Annotated in this window: 16 protein-coding genes, 3 pseudogenes, 1 riboswitch and 1 other annotated feature; of the genes and pseudogenes, 5 read left to right on the top strand and 14 right to left on the bottom strand. The window is 34.8% G+C overall.

Annotation, left to right across the window (positions count from 1 at the left end; all coding sequences use genetic code 11):
• Positions 1–4: 4 nt before the first annotated feature.
• From DJ93_RS21380 to DJ93_RS21360, 4 genes and pseudogenes are all read right to left on the bottom strand, one after another.
• The gene (locus tag DJ93_RS21380) at positions 5–304 is read right to left on the bottom strand and encodes an ArsR/SmtB family transcription factor (RefSeq protein ID WP_042983102.1); all 300 of its coding nucleotides are present in this window, start codon (positions 302–304) and stop codon (positions 5–7) included.
• Positions 305–447: 143 nt separating this feature from the next.
• A pseudogene (locus tag DJ93_RS21375) lies at positions 448–1,311 on the bottom strand (MFS transporter); the annotation flags it as partial.
• Between the two features lie 34 nt (positions 1,312–1,345).
• Positions 1,346–2,706, bottom strand: a protein-coding gene (locus tag DJ93_RS31010; protein ID WP_117288019.1) for an IS3 family transposase whose coding sequence is annotated in 2 segments (ribosomal slippage) — positions 1,346–2,250 and positions 2,250–2,706 — 1,362 coding nt in all. Because the reading frame shifts where the segments join, the coding sequence is not laid out codon by codon here.
• Positions 2,707–2,740: 34 nt separating this feature from the next.
• Positions 2,741–3,529: pseudogene (locus tag DJ93_RS21360) on the bottom strand (MFS transporter); the annotation flags it as partial.
• Between the two features lie 153 nt (positions 3,530–3,682).
• Between DJ93_RS21360 and DJ93_RS21355 the strand changes: the two are divergent.
• Positions 3,683–4,150, top strand: a complete 468-nt coding sequence (locus tag DJ93_RS21355; RefSeq protein WP_042983101.1) for a hypothetical protein — start codon at positions 3,683–3,685, stop codon at positions 4,148–4,150.
• Between the two features lie 54 nt (positions 4,151–4,204).
• Here DJ93_RS21355 and DJ93_RS21350 read toward each other — a convergent pair.
• A pseudogene (locus DJ93_RS21350) lies at positions 4,205–5,169 on the bottom strand (MFS transporter); the annotation flags it as partial.
• Between the two features lie 32 nt (positions 5,170–5,201).
• Here DJ93_RS21350 and DJ93_RS34865 point away from each other — a divergent pair.
• On the top strand, positions 5,202–5,369 hold the full coding sequence (locus DJ93_RS34865) for a GNAT family N-acetyltransferase (RefSeq protein ID WP_374937158.1): 168 nt from the start codon (positions 5,202–5,204) through the stop codon (positions 5,367–5,369).
• Between the two features lie 50 nt (positions 5,370–5,419).
• Here DJ93_RS34865 and DJ93_RS21340 read toward each other — a convergent pair whose 3' ends face one another.
• On the bottom strand, positions 5,420–6,796 hold the full coding sequence (locus DJ93_RS21340; protein WP_042983100.1) for an S-layer homology domain-containing protein: 1,377 nt from the start codon (positions 6,794–6,796) through the stop codon (positions 5,420–5,422).
• Positions 6,797–7,218: 422 nt separating this feature from the next.
• On the opposite strand from DJ93_RS21340, the gene DJ93_RS21335 reads away from it, so the two are divergent.
• Positions 7,219–7,656, top strand: coding sequence for an 8-oxo-dGTP diphosphatase (locus tag DJ93_RS21335; protein ID WP_042983099.1), 438 nt, complete (start codon positions 7,219–7,221; stop codon positions 7,654–7,656).
• A 76-nt stretch (positions 7,657–7,732) separates the two neighbouring features.
• Here the strand turns inward: DJ93_RS21335 and DJ93_RS21330 are convergent, their stop codons facing one another.
• Genes DJ93_RS21330 through DJ93_RS21320 form a run of 3 tightly spaced genes read right to left on the bottom strand, consistent with a single transcriptional unit; the run spans position 7,733 to position 10,889 of the window.
• Complete coding sequence (locus tag DJ93_RS21330; protein WP_042983098.1) at positions 7,733–9,358, bottom strand: YndJ family protein; 1,626 nt, start codon at positions 9,356–9,358, stop codon at positions 7,733–7,735.
• Between the two features lie 6 nt (positions 9,359–9,364).
• Positions 9,365–9,976: a DUF4166 domain-containing protein gene (locus DJ93_RS21325; protein ID WP_042983097.1), complete on the bottom strand. Its 612-nt coding sequence runs from the start codon at positions 9,974–9,976 to the stop codon at positions 9,365–9,367.
• A 4-nt stretch (positions 9,977–9,980) separates the two neighbouring features.
• The gene (locus DJ93_RS21320) at positions 9,981–10,889 is read right to left on the bottom strand and encodes a DoxX-like family protein (RefSeq protein ID WP_042983096.1); all 909 of its coding nucleotides are present in this window, start codon (positions 10,887–10,889) and stop codon (positions 9,981–9,983) included.
• Between the two features lie 206 nt (positions 10,890–11,095).
• Positions 11,096–11,282, top strand: a riboswitch (Lysine riboswitch).
• A 200-nt stretch (positions 11,283–11,482) separates the two neighbouring features.
• Between DJ93_RS21320 and DJ93_RS21315 the strand changes: the two genes are divergently transcribed.
• A complete protein-coding gene (locus DJ93_RS21315) occupies positions 11,483–12,712 on the top strand; it encodes an aspartate kinase (protein ID WP_042983095.1) in 1,230 nt (409 codons plus the stop codon).
• Between the two features lie 160 nt (positions 12,713–12,872).
• Here the strand turns inward: DJ93_RS21315 and asnA are convergent, their stop codons facing one another.
• The gene (gene asnA, locus DJ93_RS21310; protein WP_042983094.1) at positions 12,873–13,856 is read right to left on the bottom strand and encodes an aspartate--ammonia ligase; all 984 of its coding nucleotides are present in this window, start codon (positions 13,854–13,856) and stop codon (positions 12,873–12,875) included.
• 71 nt (positions 13,857–13,927) lie between these two features.
• Positions 13,928–14,186, bottom strand: a binding site (T-box leader).
• A gap of 406 nt (positions 14,187–14,592) precedes the next feature.
• Here asnA and DJ93_RS21305 point away from each other — a divergent pair.
• Positions 14,593–14,727 (top strand): DUF3934 domain-containing protein, encoded by a 135-nt coding sequence (locus DJ93_RS21305; protein ID WP_042983092.1) that lies wholly within the window; start codon positions 14,593–14,595, stop codon positions 14,725–14,727.
• Positions 14,728–14,842: 115 nt separating this feature from the next.
• Here DJ93_RS21305 and DJ93_RS21300 read toward each other — a convergent pair whose 3' ends face one another.
• The 4 genes from DJ93_RS21300 to malS all read right to left on the bottom strand — a co-directional run bounded on the left by DJ93_RS21300 (position 14,843) and on the right by malS (position 22,178).
• The gene (locus DJ93_RS21300) at positions 14,843–18,049 is read right to left on the bottom strand and encodes a DEAD/DEAH box helicase (RefSeq protein ID WP_042983091.1); all 3,207 of its coding nucleotides are present in this window, start codon (positions 18,047–18,049) and stop codon (positions 14,843–14,845) included.
• A 117-nt stretch (positions 18,050–18,166) separates the two neighbouring features.
• Positions 18,167–19,099, bottom strand: coding sequence for a response regulator (locus DJ93_RS21295; protein ID WP_042983090.1), 933 nt, complete (start codon positions 19,097–19,099; stop codon positions 18,167–18,169).
• A gap of 2 nt (positions 19,100–19,101) precedes the next feature.
• On the bottom strand, positions 19,102–20,400 hold the full coding sequence (locus DJ93_RS21290) for a sensor histidine kinase (RefSeq protein ID WP_117287832.1): 1,299 nt from the start codon (positions 20,398–20,400) through the stop codon (positions 19,102–19,104).
• 65 nt (positions 20,401–20,465) lie between these two features.
• Entirely contained in the window at positions 20,466–22,178 is a 1,713-nt protein-coding gene (gene malS / locus DJ93_RS21285) for an oxaloacetate-decarboxylating malate dehydrogenase (protein ID WP_042983088.1), read from the bottom strand.
• Positions 22,179–22,206 lie beyond the last annotated feature (28 nt).

Raw genomic sequence — 22,206 nt, 5'->3', positions numbered from 1 at the left:
TTCATTAAAGGTTATCTTTAAGAAATTCCGTGATTTCTTGAATCGTAGCTTCGTTTCTCCGGTAGTATGTCCACTGACCATGTCTTGTCGATTCTAATAAACCGGCTTTTTGCATCATAGAAAGATATTGTGAAATAGTTGATTGAGAAGGATTGGCTTTTTCTTGAATATCTCCTACACAAACACCGCCTTTTTCATTAATATTTTTTGATAAATGTGCTGATGGTTTATCAAAGTGTTTCTCTGGTTCTTTCAACCATTCCAAAATATTTAAACGTGTATCATTGAAAAGAGCTTTAAAAATTCAGATTCTATTCATATCCCCATATTAATCGGCATTTTCCAATGTACCGAATTTTAAAATTATGGAGGTAATAAAAATAGGCTGCCATTCAAAATCCATTTGAATATCAGCCTATTCAATTTTAATATAGAAGGAATTTGTTACTATACCTCTTCCACTAAGCCCTTCTTTCTTCTATTAATCCGAAATTCCCCTTCCCAAAACAACAAACTTACTAAAGCACAAATTAATATAATTGGCACACTCGCTTTATATAAATCAGTAAAGCTCATTGCCATCTTATTTTGTGCGTAATGATTCACATCATTTGAAAATACGAGCACCTCTCGCTTTATGCCCTCTTCTTTTTCTTCGACTGTTTTTGTTACTTGATTTGTAACTTCTTCTCTTTTTATATCTCTATATTCTACCGGAATCCCACTTAATATTTCATCCACTTTTATATATATTAACTGGTCTTTTTGCTCTTTACTTAAATCCATTATATTTTCATTTAGTTTCTTATCTATACTTGACTCTAAACTTTGATTTTCTATTTTTTCTCTTGTTACTTGTAATACCTCTGCTTGCTGAGCCCTATCCACATGAATATTACGCACTTTTTCTGTTGCATAACGATATACATTCTCTTTATTTATAGATAAGTTGTGAGTTAAGTTAGATACGAATATTGCTACCGCTAATACAATTCCTACTTGCCGTAGCATGGATACAACACTTTGTGAAGCAGTTAATAATTCTCCTTCAAATGAAGAGGCACTTAAAATAGTAATTGGCCCCACTACTAAACCATATCCAACGCCTAATATCATGCAAGGAATAATAATTTCTACATTTGTTGAGTTTAATTCAATCATTTGTAACCAGTAATATGCCAGACTCATAACAATAAATCCTGACAAAATAATAATTACTTTTCCAAGTTTCTTAATTAATAGTGAAGCAAATGGTGAAACAAGAAAGATCATCGCTGAAATAGGTGTCACTAAAAAAGCAGCTTCGATTTTGAACTGACCCCATAAAGTTAGACATGTTATTTCATTAAGCGGCTGTTAGGGCGTGAGTTCGGTATTGTACCGGACTCACGCCCTTTAATTTCGCCTTAATTCGTTTGTGATTATAATAATCGATATATTTTTCAAGTTCTTGTTTAAAGTGTTCTATACTCTCAAAATCTTTGAGATAAAGAAATTCAGATTTCATAATACCAAAAAAACTTTCAATAACCGCATTATCGTAACAGTTCCCTTTGCGAGACATACTTTGAGTAATTTTATGTTCTTGTAGGGCATGACGATACTTCTTCATTTGATAATGCCAACCTTGATCCGAGTGAATCAAGAGTTCATCTTCTTTTGTTAATCGTTGAAAGGACTTCTCTAACATTTTCGAAACAAGTGAATAGGTTGGTTTTGAACCGATTGTATAAGTAATAATCTCCCCGTTAAATAAATCTAACATCGGTGATAGATAGAGCTTCTCGCCGAATAATTTAAATTCTGTTATGTCTGTAACCCACTTTTCGTTAGGCTTTTCAGCTATAAAGTTACGTTCTAAAATATTTGGCGCAATCTTACCTACTTTCCCTTTATAAGAGCGATATTTTTTCATACGAACTAGGCTTTTCAAACCTAATTCTTTCATGATTCGCTGAACTTTTTTATGGTTGACTTTGTGTCCTTGATTCGTCAATTCATCACGAATACGACGGTATCCATAGCGACCTTCGTGCTCGTCATAAATCGTTTGAATTAGGTTTTTTAATTCTCTATCTTTATCTGGGCGATTAAAGTTTTTTACCCAGTAATAGTACGTGCTGCGTGGAATCTCTGCTAATTTCAGAAGTGCTTTCACCGAAAAATCGTTCCTCAGTTCATAGACTACTTGTGATTTGTCTTGTTTGGTGATTTTTCCTTGTTTTGAACTAAGGCATTCAACTTTTTTAAATAAGCATTCTCCATACGTAAACGCTCTAACTCAGCTTGTAACTCCTCGACTGATCCTTCAGCTGGTGTTTGATTTTGGATTGATTTTGGATTTTTTTTGGTCATGGATAGACGCCCCTTCTTCTTTGATGCAAGGGCGTCTATTCCTTGTGTACGTAATTGAGTGCGCCATTTTCTAATAAGTGCAGGTGAAGAAATATTAAAAATAACGGCTGTTTCATTTGGAGACGTCCCATTCTCATTCATATAATTAAGTACGTCTAGTTTATACTCCATGGAATAGGATGTATAGCCTTTTTTAAATGCATGTATTCCGTGAGATTCAAATTGCTTTACCCACATTCGAACGACTTCATAATTCGCACCAAATGATTTCGCAATATCCCATATACTTTCATTTCCATTTTGATAACGTATTACAGCATTTATTTTCTGTTCTGAATTAAATTTAGTCATAAAAAACTGCACCTCCAATTGTTAGACGGTGTCTAACAATTGGGGTGCAGTTCATTTCCGTCCGATGCTGTATTTTTGTCAAAAAGGTCGGGAGCAATACAGTAACCCCAATTAAAAATAGGTTGCTTAATATAACAACAATAGATGCTCCTACAAACGTCCGATCTTTAAATAGTTTTAAATTCATCATAGGGTTATGAATCTTTCTTTCAACTAAAATAAATAGAATAAGAGAAATAATACTGATCATATAGCAAGACCTAGCGAGGTTACTTTGCCATCCCCACGTATTTCCTTTCACCAATACGAGAGTAAAAGAGAAAATCGCTGAACTACTTAATATTAATCCCACCCAATCAATTTTAGATGTAATACGTTCTTCATTTCTTATTTGTAGCATCATACAACATAAAATGATTCCAACAACACAAAGTGGAACATTGACGAAGAATACCCATCTCCATCCTAAATTTTGCGTAATAATCCCGCCTATTACCGGTCCAATCGCAGCTGACAAACCTTGTGTCACTCCTAAAATGCCAAGTGCAACATGTCTCTTCGCTAATGGCATAGCTGACACACCAATTACCATACTTGTCGGAAATAAAATTGCAGCCCCAATACTTTGTATAAAACGTGAAAAGATAAGAAAATCACCTGTATTTGCAAAGGCACAAAGTGCTGAGCCACTACCAAAAACAATTAAACCGATAATATACATTTTTGCTTTCCCAAATATATCAGCTATTCGCCCTAACGGAATGGCAAGTACCGCAATCGTCATTGTATATACATTTAACACCCAAGACATTTTTTCTGTAGAACACTTTCTACACAGCTTCCTTCTCTATCGTAGCAAACGATATAATGATTCCTAAACCGATGTTCATAACTCTCCTCCTAAATAAATTGCATATTCTCTCCAAATCCGCAAATAATAACAAACAAAATCACTAAAGAATGGGAGTTCTTTATAATGAAACGAAAAATAATGTTTTTATTCACCCTTATATGTTTGGCACTCCCTTTGCAAGCCAGTGCTTACACATTCCAATCACTACCAATTGCTTCAAAGTCTAAACAATGGTATATCGAAATTGACAAATCTCATAGTACAAATCCACAAGCTATACAACCAAAACAAGGTATTTATGATACATATAGCTTATTCGTAAAAAATATCGGTAAAGATGTATCAAATGTATCCGTAGAAATACTTCATAATAACCCTGCATCTAAAGCTACATTTAAACCTACTAGTGCATCCAATATGAATGTTTCAAAAAGCCATACAAACTTCGAATATATGGTATTCCCTCTATATGTTAGCGCTAATACATTTGAAGTTGTTATTACTTGGGAAGAAAAAGAATTTACGTATAATGGTCATCCAGAGAATGCAGGAAAGAAAATGAAACAAACATTTGTATTTAATGAAGAGTAAGTCCTACTTATATGTAGGACTTATTTTTTTGTTAACAAAAGATTCAACCCCAACTTAATCAAACTGCCGAATACTCGGCACCGATAACGCCACCCCAATCGTAATAATTACTAAAAGCGCTAAAATAGTTATTGTTATTTCTCCACCAATCACATTTGCTAACCAACAACTACATATCCTAATGGCAATAGCGCAAAAGAACCAAGCATATCAAGAATCGCTACTCTTCCAAAAGCTTCTTCTGATACGAGTTCTTGTAAGCTCGTTTCCTAAATTAATCCGAATATCATCATACCGAGTCCTTCAATTGCCATTAATCCAACTAATGCAGGAGCCCATGAAACAAATGGCATCATGAAAAGTGCGAATCCACTAAGCAAAACCCCACCATAAGCAAATAACCCTCATTTATGCCAATGCTGTTTCCCGCCGAAAATAAGCGCAGCAATTACAGCTCCACCGCCAGAACATGCCATTCCTAACCCGTAAACGAACGCTTCAAACTGGTGATGAACATTGAACAACCACGGAATTAATACGACTATAATTCCAGCGTAACAAATATTAACGAATGCAAAGACTAAAATTGTAATCCATAACCACGGGTGACTTTTTAATACGACTATCCCTTCTATAAAATCCTTTTTCATATCTACTTTCTGTTTTTCTGCTTTCTGCATTTTATGAAACTTTATATCTTTTAAAAATAATAAACATAGAAACGATAGCAAATAGGTGACCGCATCTAGCCCAAACCCTATTTCAGCGGACATAGCCGAAACGATTAACCCACCGAGTGCTGGTCCCATTAACCGTATACCTTGATTGCTCATTTGTGTCAATGCATTAGCTGCAGTTCGAATTTCTGGTATAAATACTTTCGCTCTTACAGCTGCATATGCCGGCTGAAATATTCCTTCCATAAGTCCGTACATAGCCACTAATATATATAAAAGCGTAATTGTTAATATATCCAGATAAATAAGTGTAGCAAACAAAAGCATCAAAAGCACTTCTATATTATGGATTCACTGATCTTCAATTAAACAAAATATTTGCCACTGTATTTATAGAGAATCCTGGTTCATGGCGGATTATGGAGAAGATTGGAATGAAACATGAGGGAACATTAAAACAACACGTTATAAAATGGAATAAACCTATGGATCTCACATGCTTCGGAATACTACGAGAAGATTATGAGAAAACAAACTTTTAACACAAAAAGGTGTTTCCTATTCGGAAACACCTTTTCTTAGTTTCATATCACTACATTGTTACATTACTTTTTAATGTCCAATATTTTTCTGTACTACCTTTTAAGGAGAATTCTACCCATCCATTTGGATCTTCACGGTAAATGGTCACTTTAGTCCCATTCTCTAATTTTCCAACTTCATTTTGTGTAATATTCGGTACACTCTTAATTGTAAAATCGAATGGATATGGCACATGATAATACTTTCCTGAAGATTGAACAGCTACTTCTCTACTCCCTAAATCTTTATATGGAATTTCATTGCTTAACGCATTCACATTTAATGTATTCGGATTTTTCGGTAGTTGTTTTAAATTTTGATAATCTTTTTTGTTAAAAGGCTTAATTCGCTCCATTATATTAGCAATCTTACTAGCCCACTCTTTATCTGTTGAATACATAACATTCATATCAGTTAAAGTATAACCATTAAAATATGGTCCTGTTTTTTCTAAATAATTCTTTCTTACATAATCAGCATTGTAAGCAATACTTTGTCCATAAGATGATAAATATTTTGCGTTTGCAAATGGATCCCAATCATATGCCTTTAACCCAAATAAATTATGTTTGCGATATGCAATTTCTGATTTTCCATATCCAGATTCTAAAATCGCATGCGCTGCTAAATAAAGAGCATTCACACCATATTCATTTTGAGCTTTAATAAAGTCTTGTCCAGTTCCAACTAACGGGCTATCTGGATGATATCTTTTAATATAATTATCAATCTCTTGCTCTGTCACACTAGATGGTAATGTTACATTTAAATTTATATACGATGCCATTGCATTATATAAAAATTGCGCATATTCTTCACGTGTTAAAACACCTGTTGGATTAAATCTACCAGTTCCATCCCCTGTAGCAATACCATTAGACTGCAGTGCACTAATCGCATCTTTTGCCCATGAATTTGGATCTACGTCATTAAATGTGTGATTAGCCTTTATTTCTAATTTAAAAGCCTTATGTAAAACAACCGCCATTTCAGCCCGAGTTAAAGATGCTTTAGGTCTAAAATTCCCCTTATCATCCCCCTTAAAGATTCCCATCTCCGTTAAAGCTAAAATTTCATTTGGGAACATCGTTGTACTCGGGCTTACATCAGGATATGGATTTTTATATTCATTTTTTGCTTCTGGCTTTAGTACGCGATACATTAATGCCGCTACTTGTTCGCGTGTCACATCATCTCCAAGACCGAACTTACCGTTATCATATCCCGCAATAATATTTTTAGATGTTAAATCATTAATTGCATCATATGCCCAGTGACCTTTAGGTACATCTGAAAACTCCTTAGTAGCCGCAAACGAAGTCGTTGGGGCCAGCGCCACCTGCAATGCAACTGTCATTGCTAAAACATTAGAAATAACTTTTTTCATAAATTTTTAACACGTTATGTATGTTCTCGTTCCGTGTTAACTTGCCTCCCTTTTATAGTAATTTTTTCTATCAAACTAACAAACTCTCAATTAAAGTAATACTCAGATCCGCTCTATTAAAGATTTAATTCTTATGTAGAGAGCAACAAGGATTCATTTATACATAACGAGATAAATTAGTCAGCGTTAAAAGTATACGTGATTAAAATAAACTAATCTAGCTTTTTCTTATTTTTTAATCTATATATATATTAATTTATAAAAGTAAAAGGAGATAAAACATATCATTTCTCCCCCCCTCACTCTATATGCTAAACTATAAATAAGTAATCTACATTTATTTTGTTAGGCGATATTTAAAGGTGTAAAAAATTTACACTATAACTAAAAACTACTCATACTACAAAGAGGGATAATTGATTATGAGTACAAATTGGAAGTATATAGTGCATCGACTGTATACAATGTGTATGATCCAAAAAAGTAACAAAGTTTTGCTAATAAAACGGCCAAACCATTTAGGTTTTCCTGGCTACTTAGCCCCTGACGGAAAAGTAGAATTTCCAGAAAGTATTGTCCAAGCGGCTATTAGAAAAGTGAAAGAAGAAACTGGATTAATTGTTTCAAGTTTAATTTTTAAAGGATTAGATAAGTACGTAAATCCAAAGGAAAATATAAGATATATGGTTTTCAACTATTGGACAGATACATTTGAAAGATACCTTCTGAAAAATCCTCCTGAAGGCGAATTATTGTGGATTTCAATTGATGAAGCATTGCATTTACCAATGCAAGATTGCTTTAAAGAACGATTTCAATTATTTTTTGAGAAAGGCACTTTTGAAATTCAACGTGTCTGAGATAAAGATTTAGAGAAACAAGTTTCTGTGACAATTACAAGCACTTAAAAAAGCTTGGAAATCTATCCAAGCTTTTCTACACCTTCTCTATTTTTTTAATATCATAGTGAACCTCTAAAAACTTAATCCCCAATATCCACATCCTATGCTGGGCTGTCAAAGCTCCACTATCTCTCTCTTGTATAATAAAAGTTTCTGCTAACGGTAAACGTATTGTAAAGAAACGAGTATGTAAGTAAATCCCCTCATCTCCCCCGCCATTCTCTCTTAGCTTACTTGTAATTATTAAATGATTATCATCATTACATAACTTTAAAATACCGGTCATGTTAGAGTACGGTAAAGGCAATGCGATATTCATATATGTTTCTCCGTTATATGCGTGCTGAGAATAAAGAGCTATAAAAATTGTTTCATCTTTTTCATTCTTTCGGACCCAGGCCCGAACATTTTCTCTCCCATCTCTTTCGTCTTTTATAGCGATGATGCGGCCGTGCATCACTTCCCACTTACCGCCCATTCCTAAATGAATTTGCTGCACATATTTACTCATCTTTTCATAGCAAAATGCAAAGGGACGAAACCAAGAAGACCATTTAATATTCGCTTGCAAATGATAATCTCGCGTATTCTCATAAAAATGAGTAATACCCAAAGAGACTTTACTTTCATTAAATTTATTACTATCAAAATCACTCATTTTATCAACAAGCCCGGCATATTCTCTATTCTCTACTAATTTTTGTTGTTGGAAGAAGTTCTCTCCAACTTTTACTTTCCCTTTCAACTGACTCATTTGTTTTCCGTAATGAATATACGCTGGAACATTTCTTTCAATCATCCAGCCAATAAAAGCTGGTAATGCTACTCCAATTCCATTCACAACACCATGAATCCAAACCATTTGTGAAATTGAAATCGTCATCGTTTGTTTAAAATTCCCGTATGAGTACATTAACGAAAACAGAATTGTTACCATAAGTGTACTGGATGAAAGAATAAGAAGAATCTTTGCGCTTATGAAATGGAATTTTATTTTCCAGACGTAACTACCATAGCCATAAAGAGCACATAAATAAATCAATACTGCAAGAAATTCAAACATTCTTGAATATGTAATACCAATTGCAACTGTCATTGGTGAAATGACTATAATAAATATAATAGCGTCATATAACTTACTTCTCTTATCTCTTTTCCTTCCAAGCAAACCAGCTGATAACGGTAATAAAAATGCTGAGTAATGAAAATGAGCGGCTGTTAAGAGCACAATATCAGAACTAAACTGCATAATTGAAAGCTTAGTTACAGAAGCAAAAAACCAAAAACCACCTAAAAACAAGTAGATAAATGCACTATCTATCGCCACTTCTTCTAACGGTTTCCATCCTCTTTCTAGCAATCTACTAGCGCCAAATAATGCAATAACACCTGTGTATAGGAACCAAATAAGCGCAAAGAAAAAATGATTTGTTACGAAAGCGAGCATTGCACTAATCCCTGCAAGCGGGTATAGAAACGATATTCCTTTAAAAAGTAATAAATCCGAACCATTTCTTGTTTTTTTGTCAACAATACAAAATGACATTGGTATAAATAAGAGTACAGATAACAATATAATTGCTTCAACAGGATTTAATTTCGACCACTCGCATATAAGAAAAATAATATAACAAACTAAACCAAAAACTATATTTCTCATGAATGTTTATTCCCTTTCTACAAATGTTCCCTTATATGAAAAAAGTGAACCAATTAACGGATTTTGTACTTGAACATGAATTCGAAAACATTGCAATGAATCATCATAATACTCAATAATTTTCGCCTCACCATATAAAATTTTCGGCAGTGGAATCTTTCTCCCAAACATGTAAAACCATTGTTTTTTTGAAGAAATATGCATTCCACCTTGTTCATCAATATGAAAAGAAAGCGTAGATACGAGTAAATACGGTTCACCAAAGTAATCCACAATTTCTTTTTCCTTCTCATCTAAATACATAACAGCATTGAAATAGCGCTTCTTTTTATTAAAATGAAAAGTACGATTCCACCTTACAAATTCCTTTCCTTGCCTGTCTCTCTCCGCAGTATTATGGATGATGAATGGAATTTCTTTTCCCCTTTCTGAGAAAAACATACGAAACTTTGATGCAAGCTTTAAAACCAATTTAACGAAAAAGGATCCTCCATAAATTTCATCCATCTTTCCTTCTCCGATAAAGCTATTTTCTTCTGTAATCTCATAGCGTTTCTGTAATTTTGGATGAAGCTTCTTATAGGAATCTCCTAATAATCTTTCATAAATATTAGCCATACATTTATCCCCTTCTCGTCCTCCTACAATTTCTTGCACTTGGCACATCACAACTATTCATATAACCGATAAATGATAATCCGATTAGCACAAAATTTAACGTAATTGGGTTAAATGGTTGCGTAAAGCTTGAGATATTCGTAAATCCTGCCACAATTGCTAAGACTATTAACATAATAATATGCAGTATAAATAATTTTCGTTTTTGAAGTGGTAATATCCATATAACACCAAATATCATTTCTAGAAAACCAACTATTTTAAGTATAAAAATACTACTTTCATTCGATCCAACAAATACAGAAAGCATCTTCACTTCTTCTGGATGAGTAAAAATTATTTTCGGTACAATCCCTTGATATAACCATACGAAGGCAAATAAAAAACAAACGAGCCAATATGTCATTGCTCTTCTTATTAACAAGCTTGGATGAAGCCCCTTTTCTAACCATAATTTGAGGGCATCAAAACTCCATGCCGTCGCCCAACCTAATAACGGACGGAAAACGTATAAATCTATAACCTTTCCTATACCACCAAATCTCGTATCATAATCATATTGCGTTTCAAAATGAATGTATTCTCCATCCGGTGTATACTTCCAATAGCCACGTCCTATCTGAATAAGTGATAGTTTATTGCCTGTCCAAAATTTCAAAGAAGAAATTCGCTCCCCAGTTTCCTTTCTTATTTCACCTATCGATTCGCCTTCCCCAGCTATTTCAAGTCCCAATCCAACCTTCGTTTTATATAAAAACCGCTGCGGTTCTCCCTCTTTTTTCTCTAAATACGAAATTTCAGCGAACCGCGCATCCCATTCTGTATGTATGTCTGGGTTTTGTGTGTATTCCCACAATTCTTCCATCGATGTTTCTATTTCGGTTGCGACATAAATTGGCCTTTTCTTCTTCATTCATCCACCCCCAACTCTCTATACTTTTAATGTATATCCAAAATATATTTTTTGCTACTATTTTCACATACTACATGCATTTTCCAGCCAAGTTAAATAAACTGAATTTTAAAAATACAATCAAAACACTTGATTCCCTGAAAAATTTAAATTATTATAAAACAAATGTTACCAACAACTTCATAAATCAAACACTCTCGCCTAAAACGTGAGATAGAGGTTGCAGCACTTATAAGTATTCTAAAGGAGACACAGAGATGTCGATGAGTTTAGAAAAAAGGAAGTGTTGCCGAAATTGATAAATTTCTCTGTATTTATCAATTGGGGCTGTTTTCGAATAGAAACAGAACTGTCATATGTACAGACGTGTACGTATGAAGAGCTATCTACAAAAAAGAGATATCATTTTTATGATATTCCTTTTTTGGCGGTTTTTTTATTAGCTCTTTTTCTGTTTCCCTTTTCCTGTAACAGCACCATCCTCACTTATTTGAGATGGTGTTTTTTGTTTTTCTCTCTGGTAACTACAGGAATATTGGGATTTGTATATGTCCTAATTCATTTTAAAAAATGGACGAAAGAAGGAATTTTTAATGGAAACGATTGTACAAAAATTTGGCGGTACTTCTGTCGGAAGTATCGAACGCATTCAACACGTAGCAAATTTAATTATTGAAGAATATGAACGAGGACATAGTATTGTCTCTGTCGTTTCGGCAATGGGAAAAAATACAGATGAACTTGTAGCACTCGCTAACGCTATTACTGAAAATCCGAGTAAACGTGAAATGGATATGCTTCTCACAACAGGAGAACAAGTAACCATTTCTTTATTAACAATGGCACTGCAAACAAAAGGTTATAACGCAATTTCCTTAACAGGATGGCAAGCTGGTATTACGACAGAATCTGTACATAGTAGTGCACGGATTACTGACATTAACACGAATCGTATTCAATCCTATCTTGCTGAAGGCACGATCGTTATTGTAGCTGGTTTCCAAGGAATAAGTGCAGAAAATGAAATTACAACACTTGGACGTGGTGGTTCTGATACGACTGCCGTTGCATTAGCGGCTGCTTTAAAAGCAAAAAAATGTGATATTTATACAGATGTGACAGGCGTTTACACAACTGATCCACGCGTTGTGCAAGATGCTTATAAATTAGATGAAATTTCTTATGATGAAATGTTAGAACTGGCAAACCTCGGTGCTGGCGTATTACATCCGCGTGCTGTTGAATTCGCCAAAAACCATAATGTAGTTTTAGAAGTTCGTTCAAGCATGGAACAAGAAAACGGAACAATTGTAAGGGGAGAATGTAACATGGAACAACAATCAATCGTAAAAGGTATTGCATTTGAGGATAATATTACACGCGTAACAATTAAAGGATTAGAGCAAGGTTCACTTTCAACAATTTTCTCTACGTTAGCAGAGGCACATATTAATGTAGATATTATTATTCAAAGTATTACAAATGAAGGAACTGTCCACCTCTCCTTCTCCATTCACTCTAATGATTTAAGAGAGACTTTAGAAGTGTTAGAACAAAATCAAGAAGCTCTTCACTATGAATCTGTAGAATATGAAAATCATTTAGCAAAAGTATCGATTGTAGGATCAGGCATGGTATCTAATCCAGGTGTTGCTGCGAATATGTTCACAACATTAAAAGAAGAAGATATTCATATTAAAATGGTAAGTACATCTGAAATTAAAGTGTCTGTCGTTATTGACCGCCTTCATTTAGTAACGGGTGTCGAAGCACTTCATCAATCATTTATGGCAAAAATTGAACCGTTAGTACAAATGAACTAATTTCATATGTACTCTCGAAAATAACAGCAAAGAGAAAATTCTTTGTTGTTATTTTTTATTTAGGAAAATCGTGTTACATTATTTTCTTCTCAATATAAAAAGGATAGTAGCTCCATACAGAACTAACTATCCTCTCTCAAATATATGAAATTACTTTATTTTAAAATAAATGAATGTTTTCTTTCTTACAAGCTTCACGTAAATCGTCAGGCCATACAGAAGATTGAACTTCACCGATATGTGCTTTACGTAAGAAGTACATACACATTCTTGATTGTCCAATACCACCACCAATTGTTAATGGCAGCACATCTTCTAAAATTCCTTTATGGAAATCGTAATCACGTTTGAAATCTTCTCCAGTTTTCGTTAGCTGCTCGTCAAGTGATTTACTATCAACACGAATTCCCATTGATGATAGTTCAAATGAAGATTGTAGTACTGGGTGCCAGAATAAGATGTCACCGTTTAATTTCCAATCGTCATAATCAGATGCGCGTCCATCATGCTTCTCACCAGAGCGAAGCACGTCACCAATTCCCATAATAAAGACTGCACCATGTTCTTTCGCAATTGCGTGCTCACGATCTTTCGGCGTTAACTCTGGATATTTATCTTCTAGTTCTTGAGAAGTAATAAAAACAACATCTTCCGGTAAATATTTCCCAAGAAACGGATATTTTTCAAATAAGTGATCTTCTAAATCTTTGAATATTCCATAAATTGTTCGTACTGTTTCTTGCAAGTAGTCTACAGTACGCCATTCTTTTTGAACGATTTTTTCCCAATCCCATTGGTCAACGTAAATAGAATGCGTTGCATCAAGTTCTTCATCACGACGAATCGCGTTCATGTTTGTATATAAACCTTCACCAGCTTCATATCCATATTCATGTAATGCAAATCGTTTCCACTTCGCTAGTGAATGAACAATTTCTAATTCTTCTCCCGAATGTAGCATATCGAATTCAATCGGACGTTCCACACCGTTTAAGTGATCGTTTAAGCCTGATTTTTTTGTTACAAATAATGGTGCAGATACGCGGAATAATCCAAGACGTTTTGCTAATTGATCCTCGAAAAATGTTTTAACTTCCTTAATTGCGATTTGTGTCTCTCTTACTGTCATTAATGATTGATACATGCCTGTTTCCTCCTAAAATGTTTGGATGTAGTGGAAAGAAGCCAACAAAAAAAGCCCTTCTTTCCCAAAAAAACTGGGACGAAAGGCTTTGGTTCCGCGGTACCACCCAAATTAGCAACAGAGGTTGCTCACTTATACAATACGGAGATTAAAAATCTCGATACTGTTCTTCTTGTAACGGCGAAGTTCCCGGCTAAGTCTACTTTCCTATAAAGGATTTCGGTTAGCGACTCCAGGAGGTTCTTCATAATAGGCTTCGTATCAGGCTCACACCGTCCCTGACTCGCTTAAACTACATCCTACTACTACTCGTCCTTTCATAGTCGTTTTGTTGTCACATCTCTGAAACATTTTATTAATGATTATTCTATACAAAAAAACGAGAAAGTCAACAAAAAGTTTTAAAATATTTTTCAATTCTTTATTTTACGGCTTTATTGATTGTTTCTAATATAGCATCTTTACTTCTTTTGCCTCGTCAATCCGAAAAATGTTTCACTTATTGAAACTAACGTATATACAACAAGAAGTGTAATAGTCCTAAATATAGAATCTGCAGTATTTCTTATCATTTTCATTTTCTTTGTAATTCCTTTCCGCTATACCGTTAATTTTATGGTATACTATAGCATTCAGCTATTTTTTCTAACTTGAAGCAAACATAGTCATACGAGGATATATTTCAAAAACAGTGACTACTATCAAAGTAGATTTTTTATAATAACGGAGTGATTATATGAGTAAAACGAAAGCGAAACCGAAAAAAGGTGTAGGCCAAGGTACAGGAAGTAAAGGCTGGAATCGTTGGCAATCTAGTGCTAAGAAAAAGAAAAACGCGAAACCTTATACAAGTAAGGGCACAAAGAAATAACCTAAAAAGCAGGTGATTCATTTACCTTGCACGAAAAAGGGTGTAATTATTACATCAATAATAAAAAGCTATACTTTCACATTTATGAAAGCATAGCTTTTTTACATTTATGATATTAAATCATAAGAATATCTCGGAGATCTTCCTCTGTAATCGAAGATAATTTCTCTTCTCCAGGCTCGATAATTTCAGCAATTAAATTTTTCTTACTCTCCTGCAACTCATGCATTTTTTCTTCAATTGTCCCGTGTGCTACTAATTTAATAACTTGCACCGTGTTTGTTTGTCCCATTCGATACGCTCTATCCGCTGCTTGTTGTTCGACAGCGGGATTCCACCATAAATCATACAGTATTACCGTATCCGCACCTGTTAAATTTAGACCGGTGCCACCAGCTTTTAGTGAGATAAGGAATAAATCACCTTCTCCTTCGTTAAATCGATTACACAATTCTACTCGATCTTGCGCTGGTGTATTTCCATCTAAATAAAAATATGGAATCGCTTGACGATTTAATTCACGCCCAATAATGGAAAGCATCTTCGTAAATTGAGAGAAGATAAGAATTCTCTTTCCTGTACTTCTACATTCCTCCAAAATTTCTAGAAGTTGTTCAAATTTAGCTGAGCTTCCTTTGTAATCGTCAACAAACAAAGCAGGATGACAACAAATTTGCCGAAGCCTCGTTAAACCAGCTAAAATCCTAATTTTATTTTTGCGTAACGTATCTTTATCTAAATGCTTTAATGTTTCTTCTCTTAACTTCGCTAAATAAGCTGCATAAAGCGTTTTTTGATCTGGTAATAATTCTGATGATTGTAAATGCTCGATTTTCTCTGGTAATTCATGTAATACATCTTCTTTAAGTCGCCGCAGTACGAAAGGTTTTACCCGCTTCGCAATATCTTCACGCCTTAAATCGCTAAACTCTTTCCTTCCTGGTAATAACTCTGGAAAAACGACATGAAAAATCGACCAAAGCTCATCTAATGAATTTTCTACAGGTGTTCCTGTCAATCCGAAACGATGTTCTGCTTGAATCGTTTTTACTGCCTTCGCAGTTTGCGTCGTATGATTTTTAAACGCCTGTGCTTCATCAAGAAATAACGTATGAAACGGCTGCGCATATAATCTTATATCTCTTCTGAGTAAAGGATACGATGTAATTACAACATCAAATTTTGTAATATCTTTTAAAAGCTTGCGACGCTCAGTTTGGTTCCCATCTGCAATAACAGCTCTAATATGTGGCGCGAATTTTCTCAACTCACTTAACCAGTTATAAACGAGGGAAGACGGAGAGACAACTAATATAGGCAGTTTCTTCTCTCGAATTTCAGGCAAAACAGATTCTATAAAAGCAATACTTTGCAACGTTTTTCCGAGTCCCATATCGTCTGCTAAAATGCCCCCAAAACGATAATAGGCAAGTGTTTTCATCCACTGGAATCCGTATATTTGATACTCGCGCATTATCGCGCCTAGACTATCCGGCACAGTAAATTTTAGTTTTTTAGGGTTTTGAATGTTCTCTACCAATTCTTGAACCGATTCGTCTAAACTTAAAACAGTTCCTTCTTGAAGTGAATTCATCCATTTCACGCTACGAATGAGGGGTACATCAATTTCTTCACCTTTTAAAAATTCTTTTCGAATACTAGATTCTTTTATAAACTGATTAATGTCATTAAACTCTTTACTCTCAAGTGATAATAAAGCACCACTCGCTAATCGATAATATTTTCGCTTCTCTTCAAGAGCTACTAATACACCTTTAATCTCAGCTTCTGGGATACCTTTTATATCAAAACGAAAAGATAACCAATCTATTCGCTCTTTTCGCCTAATTCGTATGAGAGGTGCAGTGTTTCCTTTATGAATTCGTAATTTGATTGCTGTTGTCGCATAAATATCAAGTAAACCTTTTAACGTTGGAACGACATGATACAAAAAGTTATATTCAGCGTCTTCATTATGCATAAAATAACCGCCTTCCGTTTTTGCAAAGGCACTATCATTCATAATTTCTAAAATCTCATTTTCCTTTTTCTCATCACGATTAAAAACAGACGGTTGTCCATCCTCTTCTAACGGGTTAATAACAACAGTTCCGTAATGAAATTCTAAACCCGCTAACAAACGGTTTTTTACCCGGTCTAAATACAACTTTGCTTTTAGCGAAGGCGTTTCGACACGATCTGATATTACCTCATCAATGCGAACAGTTCCAAGCTTCATTAAACCTGGTACAACTCTTGCTACAAAGTGCTCCATCTTATCCGCCGGAATATACAATTGATTACTACTAGAACGATTCATCATTTTTTGTAATTCGATAAGCCGATTGCAATCCTCCGCGTTCAACTGATACAATTTCCCTCCAAATAGAGCATAGCTATACGTATCCATTACTTCTACTTGTTGCAAGCCATCAATGTGAAGTGTAAATCCACCGTTACTCCCTTTATTAAACTCAAAATGTAAAGGAAGTAGTCCTTTTGAAATATGTAAGCCATGAAAAGATTGTCCGTCTTGATTAAGTGTCACAAACTCTAATTTAGAAAGTAAAGAAAGCATATCCTTCCAAGAAGCTGGCGGGATTAAAATCATACTATCATCTTGTTTTGTATGCACATCCAGTGTATCCTCATACATTTTTTCGTTATGATAAATTTTAATGAGCTGCTGAATAATCGCGTCAGTTTCTTGCCTGAAGCTATGTACATCCGGTGTATACGTAAATTCATTCGAGCAAATAAAAAACTCTCTTTGCTCCACTTTGGAAAGAAATTCTCTAATATGTTTTACGAAATACACCTTGGCGAGTTTTAATTGAATCCCCATAAGTGCCCCACCATTTTTTGAAGCTACTGGCGTACAAATAAACTCTACATCAAGTATTTTACGTGTATCAAATCGATGCTGTTTACTTTTTGGCCTCAGTGGTTTCTCCGCAAACAAATGAAACATACCACTTGTTAATTGCTCATTTCCGGTCACATTTCCGCTACTAATAGGCAACATTTCGCCTATTTGCTGATTATAATTAATGTATAACAATACAGCCGCAACGTGTTGACAATACGTTTGAAAAGAAGCTAATGACGGACAACTACATTTCGCTACAATATCATCTTTTTTAGCTTTTTCTACAGTAACATGAAAATCTTCGTTCCCTTCTACCGTTGCCTCACAAATCTCTTTATTTTCATCATAATGATTCACTATCACTTTATTTGATCGATAATAAGTTTCTCCTCTTTTATAAGAGGTTTCTCCGCACAATTCTTTAATAATCGATTTATTTAATGTAAAACCCATTGTTTTGACACTTCCTTAATTTAAAACCATTTTCTCTTACCTAACATTTTACATGCTAGACGTAAAAATATAAAATGCGGATTTAACAAAAAAGATGCTTATTTATAAGCACCTTTTTCATTCTATCTCCATCAACCGTTTCGCCTCAAAATACAACACTTGAATAAACTTCTTCGTATTAATTCGTGTATGGCCAGTAACGGCTACTTTATCCTTCGTCATTTCCGTCATGCGTTTTCGTACTACAGTAAAATCAAAAAACTTCGGAGCGTAGCTTTCAAATTTCGGGTTTGAAAAATCTGTTAGACCAAGGGAAGCTAAGTGATTTAACGACTGATAAATCGCCCGACGTACCCTTTGTTCCGAAGCTTTTCTCTCTTTATCTGCATCTGAATCTGAAACCGTATTCCCTAATTTTTTTATAGTTATATGATGAAAAATATCTTTCAAAACAGGAAATCCAAATTCAAATGATTGCTCTTTTTCTTGCCCATATAAATATTCAAGCATACTAAGTAAATCTTTACTTCCATTCTCTCCCGCAATACCAAGTTCTGAAAGTAAATAACGCCCTGAATCTGTTATTTTTTTCCCTTCTTGCATTGGCTCATTTCGTACTTGCGGCTGTTCCCATTGAAAAACGTTATTCAACGATTTTTGAATATCATGTATAGAGCGCTCTAAGCGAATGCGTTCCATCACTTTTCGTACTACAGATACAACCTCAATTTTATTCAATGGCTTTGTAATGTAATACTCAACACCGAGTGTATACGCCTCACCAATCAGCTGTTTCGATTCAACTTGAGAAATCATAATAATCTTCCCTGTAAAAGCGGATGCAATATGACGAACTGTTTCAATTCCATCCCTAATTGGCATTAATAAATCAATAAATAAAATATCTACTTTCTTAAAATTTAACTGATCCGCTTCAATAAAAGCCCCATCTTCAGATTCTCCAACTACTTCCCCAAGGTCGCCATCTTCAATAATTTGCGATAGCATAGAGCGGAAAACTTCATCATCATCTACGATATAATAAAACAACTTTATTCCCCTTCCCGCTTTAAACTGCATTCCGGTAAACAAACGACAAACTTACACCCTCTGCCAGTTTGTCGGTCTTCTAATCTTACTTCTCCTCCGAGTTCTGTTACCATTTCGTTTATGTAAGAAAGTCCGATTCCTGTTGACGGTGTTCCCGTTTGATCATACTTTGAGGTAAACCCCGGCTTAAATACTAGTTTCTTATATTTTTGCGCAATACCAGGTCCATCGTCAATTACTTCAAAAAATACACGTTTATCAAGTTTATATAACTTAATAATAATAACACCACTTTCCTCAATTGCTTCAACTGCATTTGCAACTAAGTTATTAAAAATCGATAAGACCGTGTACACATGATATTCTGCATGCTCACCTTCTATATATTCCGAAAAACGTATATCTTTTTCTAACATGTCAGCGTACTTCTCATTTATTCTCACAATCATTTCCGCCAGCTCATGACCTTCTACATACTCAGCCACATTTTTATCTAATAACAGTTTAGATAATCCTGCAAAAATCCTTTGATTATCCTTTTTTATTTCGTGTACTTCTCCCGCTATTTTCAATGCTGTTTTACTACTCAAATCATCGTTCTCTTGTAAATTCCGATATAATTGATACGCTTCTTGTGTAATTAATTCCGCATTTTGTAACGTTTTTTTCAAATGAACAGATTCTACATATAAATTAGAAAGATGCATCAACATATTTTCATTTTCTTTTCGAACTTGTGATTCTTTTAATTTCGTCTCATATAAGTTCATCATATTTAAAAACCCAAGCGCAAAGAAACTACGAAAAATAGCAATAATGATCAGTTTATTCACTTCAGAAACTGTTATCGTTGTACCAAGCACTAACATATGATAAAACGCAAGTTCTGACATACTTGCGATAATTTCAATTGTAATCCCAAGGCAACCAATAACAATTGGCTTCTGATGAAACTTATTCACTCTACAGAGCGAAAAAAGACTTCCATAAATAAAATAATAGAAGAATACAGGATAGCGCAAATAAAATGATTCTGTCATATGGAACGAACCTTGCAATACCCAGTCAAGACATACACGGAATAAGACTACAGATATACCGACAAGAATACCTGCAGCAGCTGCTGGTATTTTTCTTAAAAATAGTAATAAAAAGAAGAATAGTGGTGTGCCGAAGCTAACACGAAACGTATCATTAAAAGGATGAAAATTTAGCTCTCCAGCAATCGGAACAACCACCATTAATACAATTAAAAGATACATATCTTTCTTCCATATTTGATTCCAATTCAAAGCTGCCACTTCCTATGTATTTTTTTAAAAATATACAAGTAAAGCCCGCTTATTATTATAAACGGGCTTTTTTTCTATATTCTAACCTTTTCTACCGCTTTTATTTGACGATACTCCGGCTTCCACATTGCTTCTTTCACTGCTATCTTGATATCGTTATCACTTAAGTTCTCTCTAGCAACACCTTCTGCAACTGCAACTTTCGCTACTTCAATTGCAACCATTTCAGAGATATTACGTAACTCTTCAACTTCTGGCAAAATAGGTGCTCCTGGCTGACTTGTATCTACCATACTTGCAACCGCTTCAGCTGCTGCCGCAAACATACCGTCTGTCATTACGCTTGCACGAACAACAATTGTACCAAGACCTAGTCCAGGGAAAATAAGTGCGTTATTTGACTGTCCAATCACATACGTTACACCATTATATGTAACCGGTTCAAACGGACTTCCTGTTGCAACTAATGCTCTTCCTTCTGTCCACTCAATTAAATCTACTGGTTTCGCTTCAGCAAGTGGCGTTGGATTCGACATTGGTAAAATAATTGGTCTTTCTACGTGAGAAGCCATTGTTTTTACAATCTCCTCTGTAAACGCCCCTGCAACTGTTGACGTACCAATTAAAATTGTTGGTTTTACATGCTTCACCACTTCTGCAAGTTCAATTACACCGTTATGTTTCCACTCATTCGCTTCAGACTCTTTACGTGCATACGGGCGCTGGAAATCAAGAAGATCTTCCATATTATCTGTAATTAACCCATTACGGTCAATACACCAGAAACGCTCATGTGCTTCCTGCTCTGATAAACCTGATCGAACCATTGCATCTCTTACTTGATCTGCAATTCCAATTCCAGCTGTACCAGCACCAAACACAACTACACGGTGCTCACATAAAGGTACACCAGAAGCTTTTACTGCCGATAATACAGCTGCAAGTGAAACAGCACCTGTCCCTTGAATATCATCATTAAATGTACAAACGTCATGACGGTATTTATCTAAAATTTTGCGCGCATTGCGAGAACTGAAATCCTCCCAATGTAAAAGCGCATTCGGGCACTTATTGCCTACAGCTTGTACAAATATATCGATAAACGCATCATAAGCTTCACCAGTTATACGAGGATGACGATTTCCAATATAAAATGGATTATTTAACAGATCCTCACGGTTTGTACCTACATCTAAAATTACCGGTAATACGCGACTAGGATCGATTCCAACCGCGGCTGTATAAACCGCTAGTTTTCCGATCGCAATGTTAATACCACCAACACCCCAGTCACCAATTCCTAATATTCCTTCTCCATCTGTTACAACGACTAAGTCAATATTTTCAGCTGTTGCACCGATATTTGAGAATGCTTCTTCAATACCTGAAGGATCGTTAATTGATAAATAAACCCCACGTGGTTTACGATATTCATGACTATATCTTTGAATTGCTACACCAACAGTAGGTGTATATACAATTGGTAACATTTCACGTAAATGATCTGTTAATATACGATAAAATAATACTTCATTTCGATCATGTAACGCTGTTAAGTATACATTTTTTAACAAATCATCCGGCTGAGAACAAAATTGTTCATATGCACGGCGTGCTTGTTCTTCTAACGTTAAAACCGCTGGCGGTAATAACCCTTTTAAACCTAACTCTTCTCTTTCTTCTTGCGTGAAAGCTACCCCTTTATTTAAAAGTGGTGTTGCTAATACTTCTACTCCTCTTAATGTTGTTTCTAATGAACCATTAGAAGACACTGTAAACTTACTCATAACATCCCTACCTCTATTCATATATAGC

It is taken from the genome of Bacillus clarus (assembly GCF_000746925.1).
GTDB lineage: Bacteria > Bacillota > Bacilli > Bacillales > Bacillaceae_G > Bacillus_A > Bacillus_A clarus.
This window is presented reverse-complemented; position numbering and strand designations above follow the sequence as displayed.

Excerpts from the sequence above, each read along its gene's own strand:
- DJ93_RS21355 (WP_042983101.1), top strand. The coding sequence starts at position 3,683 with ATGAAACGAAAAATAATGTTTTTATTCACCCTTATATGTTTGGCACTC.
- DJ93_RS21340 (WP_042983100.1), bottom strand. The coding sequence starts at position 6,796 with ATGAAAAAAGTTATTTCTAATGTTTTAGCAATGACAGTTGCATTGCAG.
- DJ93_RS21335 (WP_042983099.1), top strand. The coding sequence starts at position 7,219 with ATGAGTACAAATTGGAAGTATATAGTGCATCGACTGTATACAATGTGT.
- DJ93_RS21330 (WP_042983098.1), bottom strand. The coding sequence starts at position 9,358 with ATGAGAAATATAGTTTTTGGTTTAGTTTGTTATATTATTTTTCTTATA.
- DJ93_RS21325 (WP_042983097.1), bottom strand. The coding sequence starts at position 9,976 with ATGGCTAATATTTATGAAAGATTATTAGGAGATTCCTATAAGAAGCTT.
- DJ93_RS21320 (WP_042983096.1), bottom strand. The coding sequence starts at position 10,889 with ATGAAGAAGAAAAGGCCAATTTATGTCGCAACCGAAATAGAAACATCG.
- DJ93_RS21315 (WP_042983095.1), top strand. The coding sequence starts at position 11,483 with ATGGAAACGATTGTACAAAAATTTGGCGGTACTTCTGTCGGAAGTATC.
- asnA (WP_042983094.1), bottom strand. The coding sequence starts at position 13,856 with ATGTATCAATCATTAATGACAGTAAGAGAGACACAAATCGCAATTAAG.
- DJ93_RS21305 (WP_042983092.1), top strand. The coding sequence starts at position 14,593 with ATGAGTAAAACGAAAGCGAAACCGAAAAAAGGTGTAGGCCAAGGTACA.
- DJ93_RS21300 (WP_042983091.1), bottom strand. The coding sequence starts at position 18,049 with ATGGGTTTTACATTAAATAAATCGATTATTAAAGAATTGTGCGGAGAA.
- malS (WP_042983088.1), bottom strand. The coding sequence starts at position 22,178 with ATGAGTAAGTTTACAGTGTCTTCTAATGGTTCATTAGAAACAACATTA.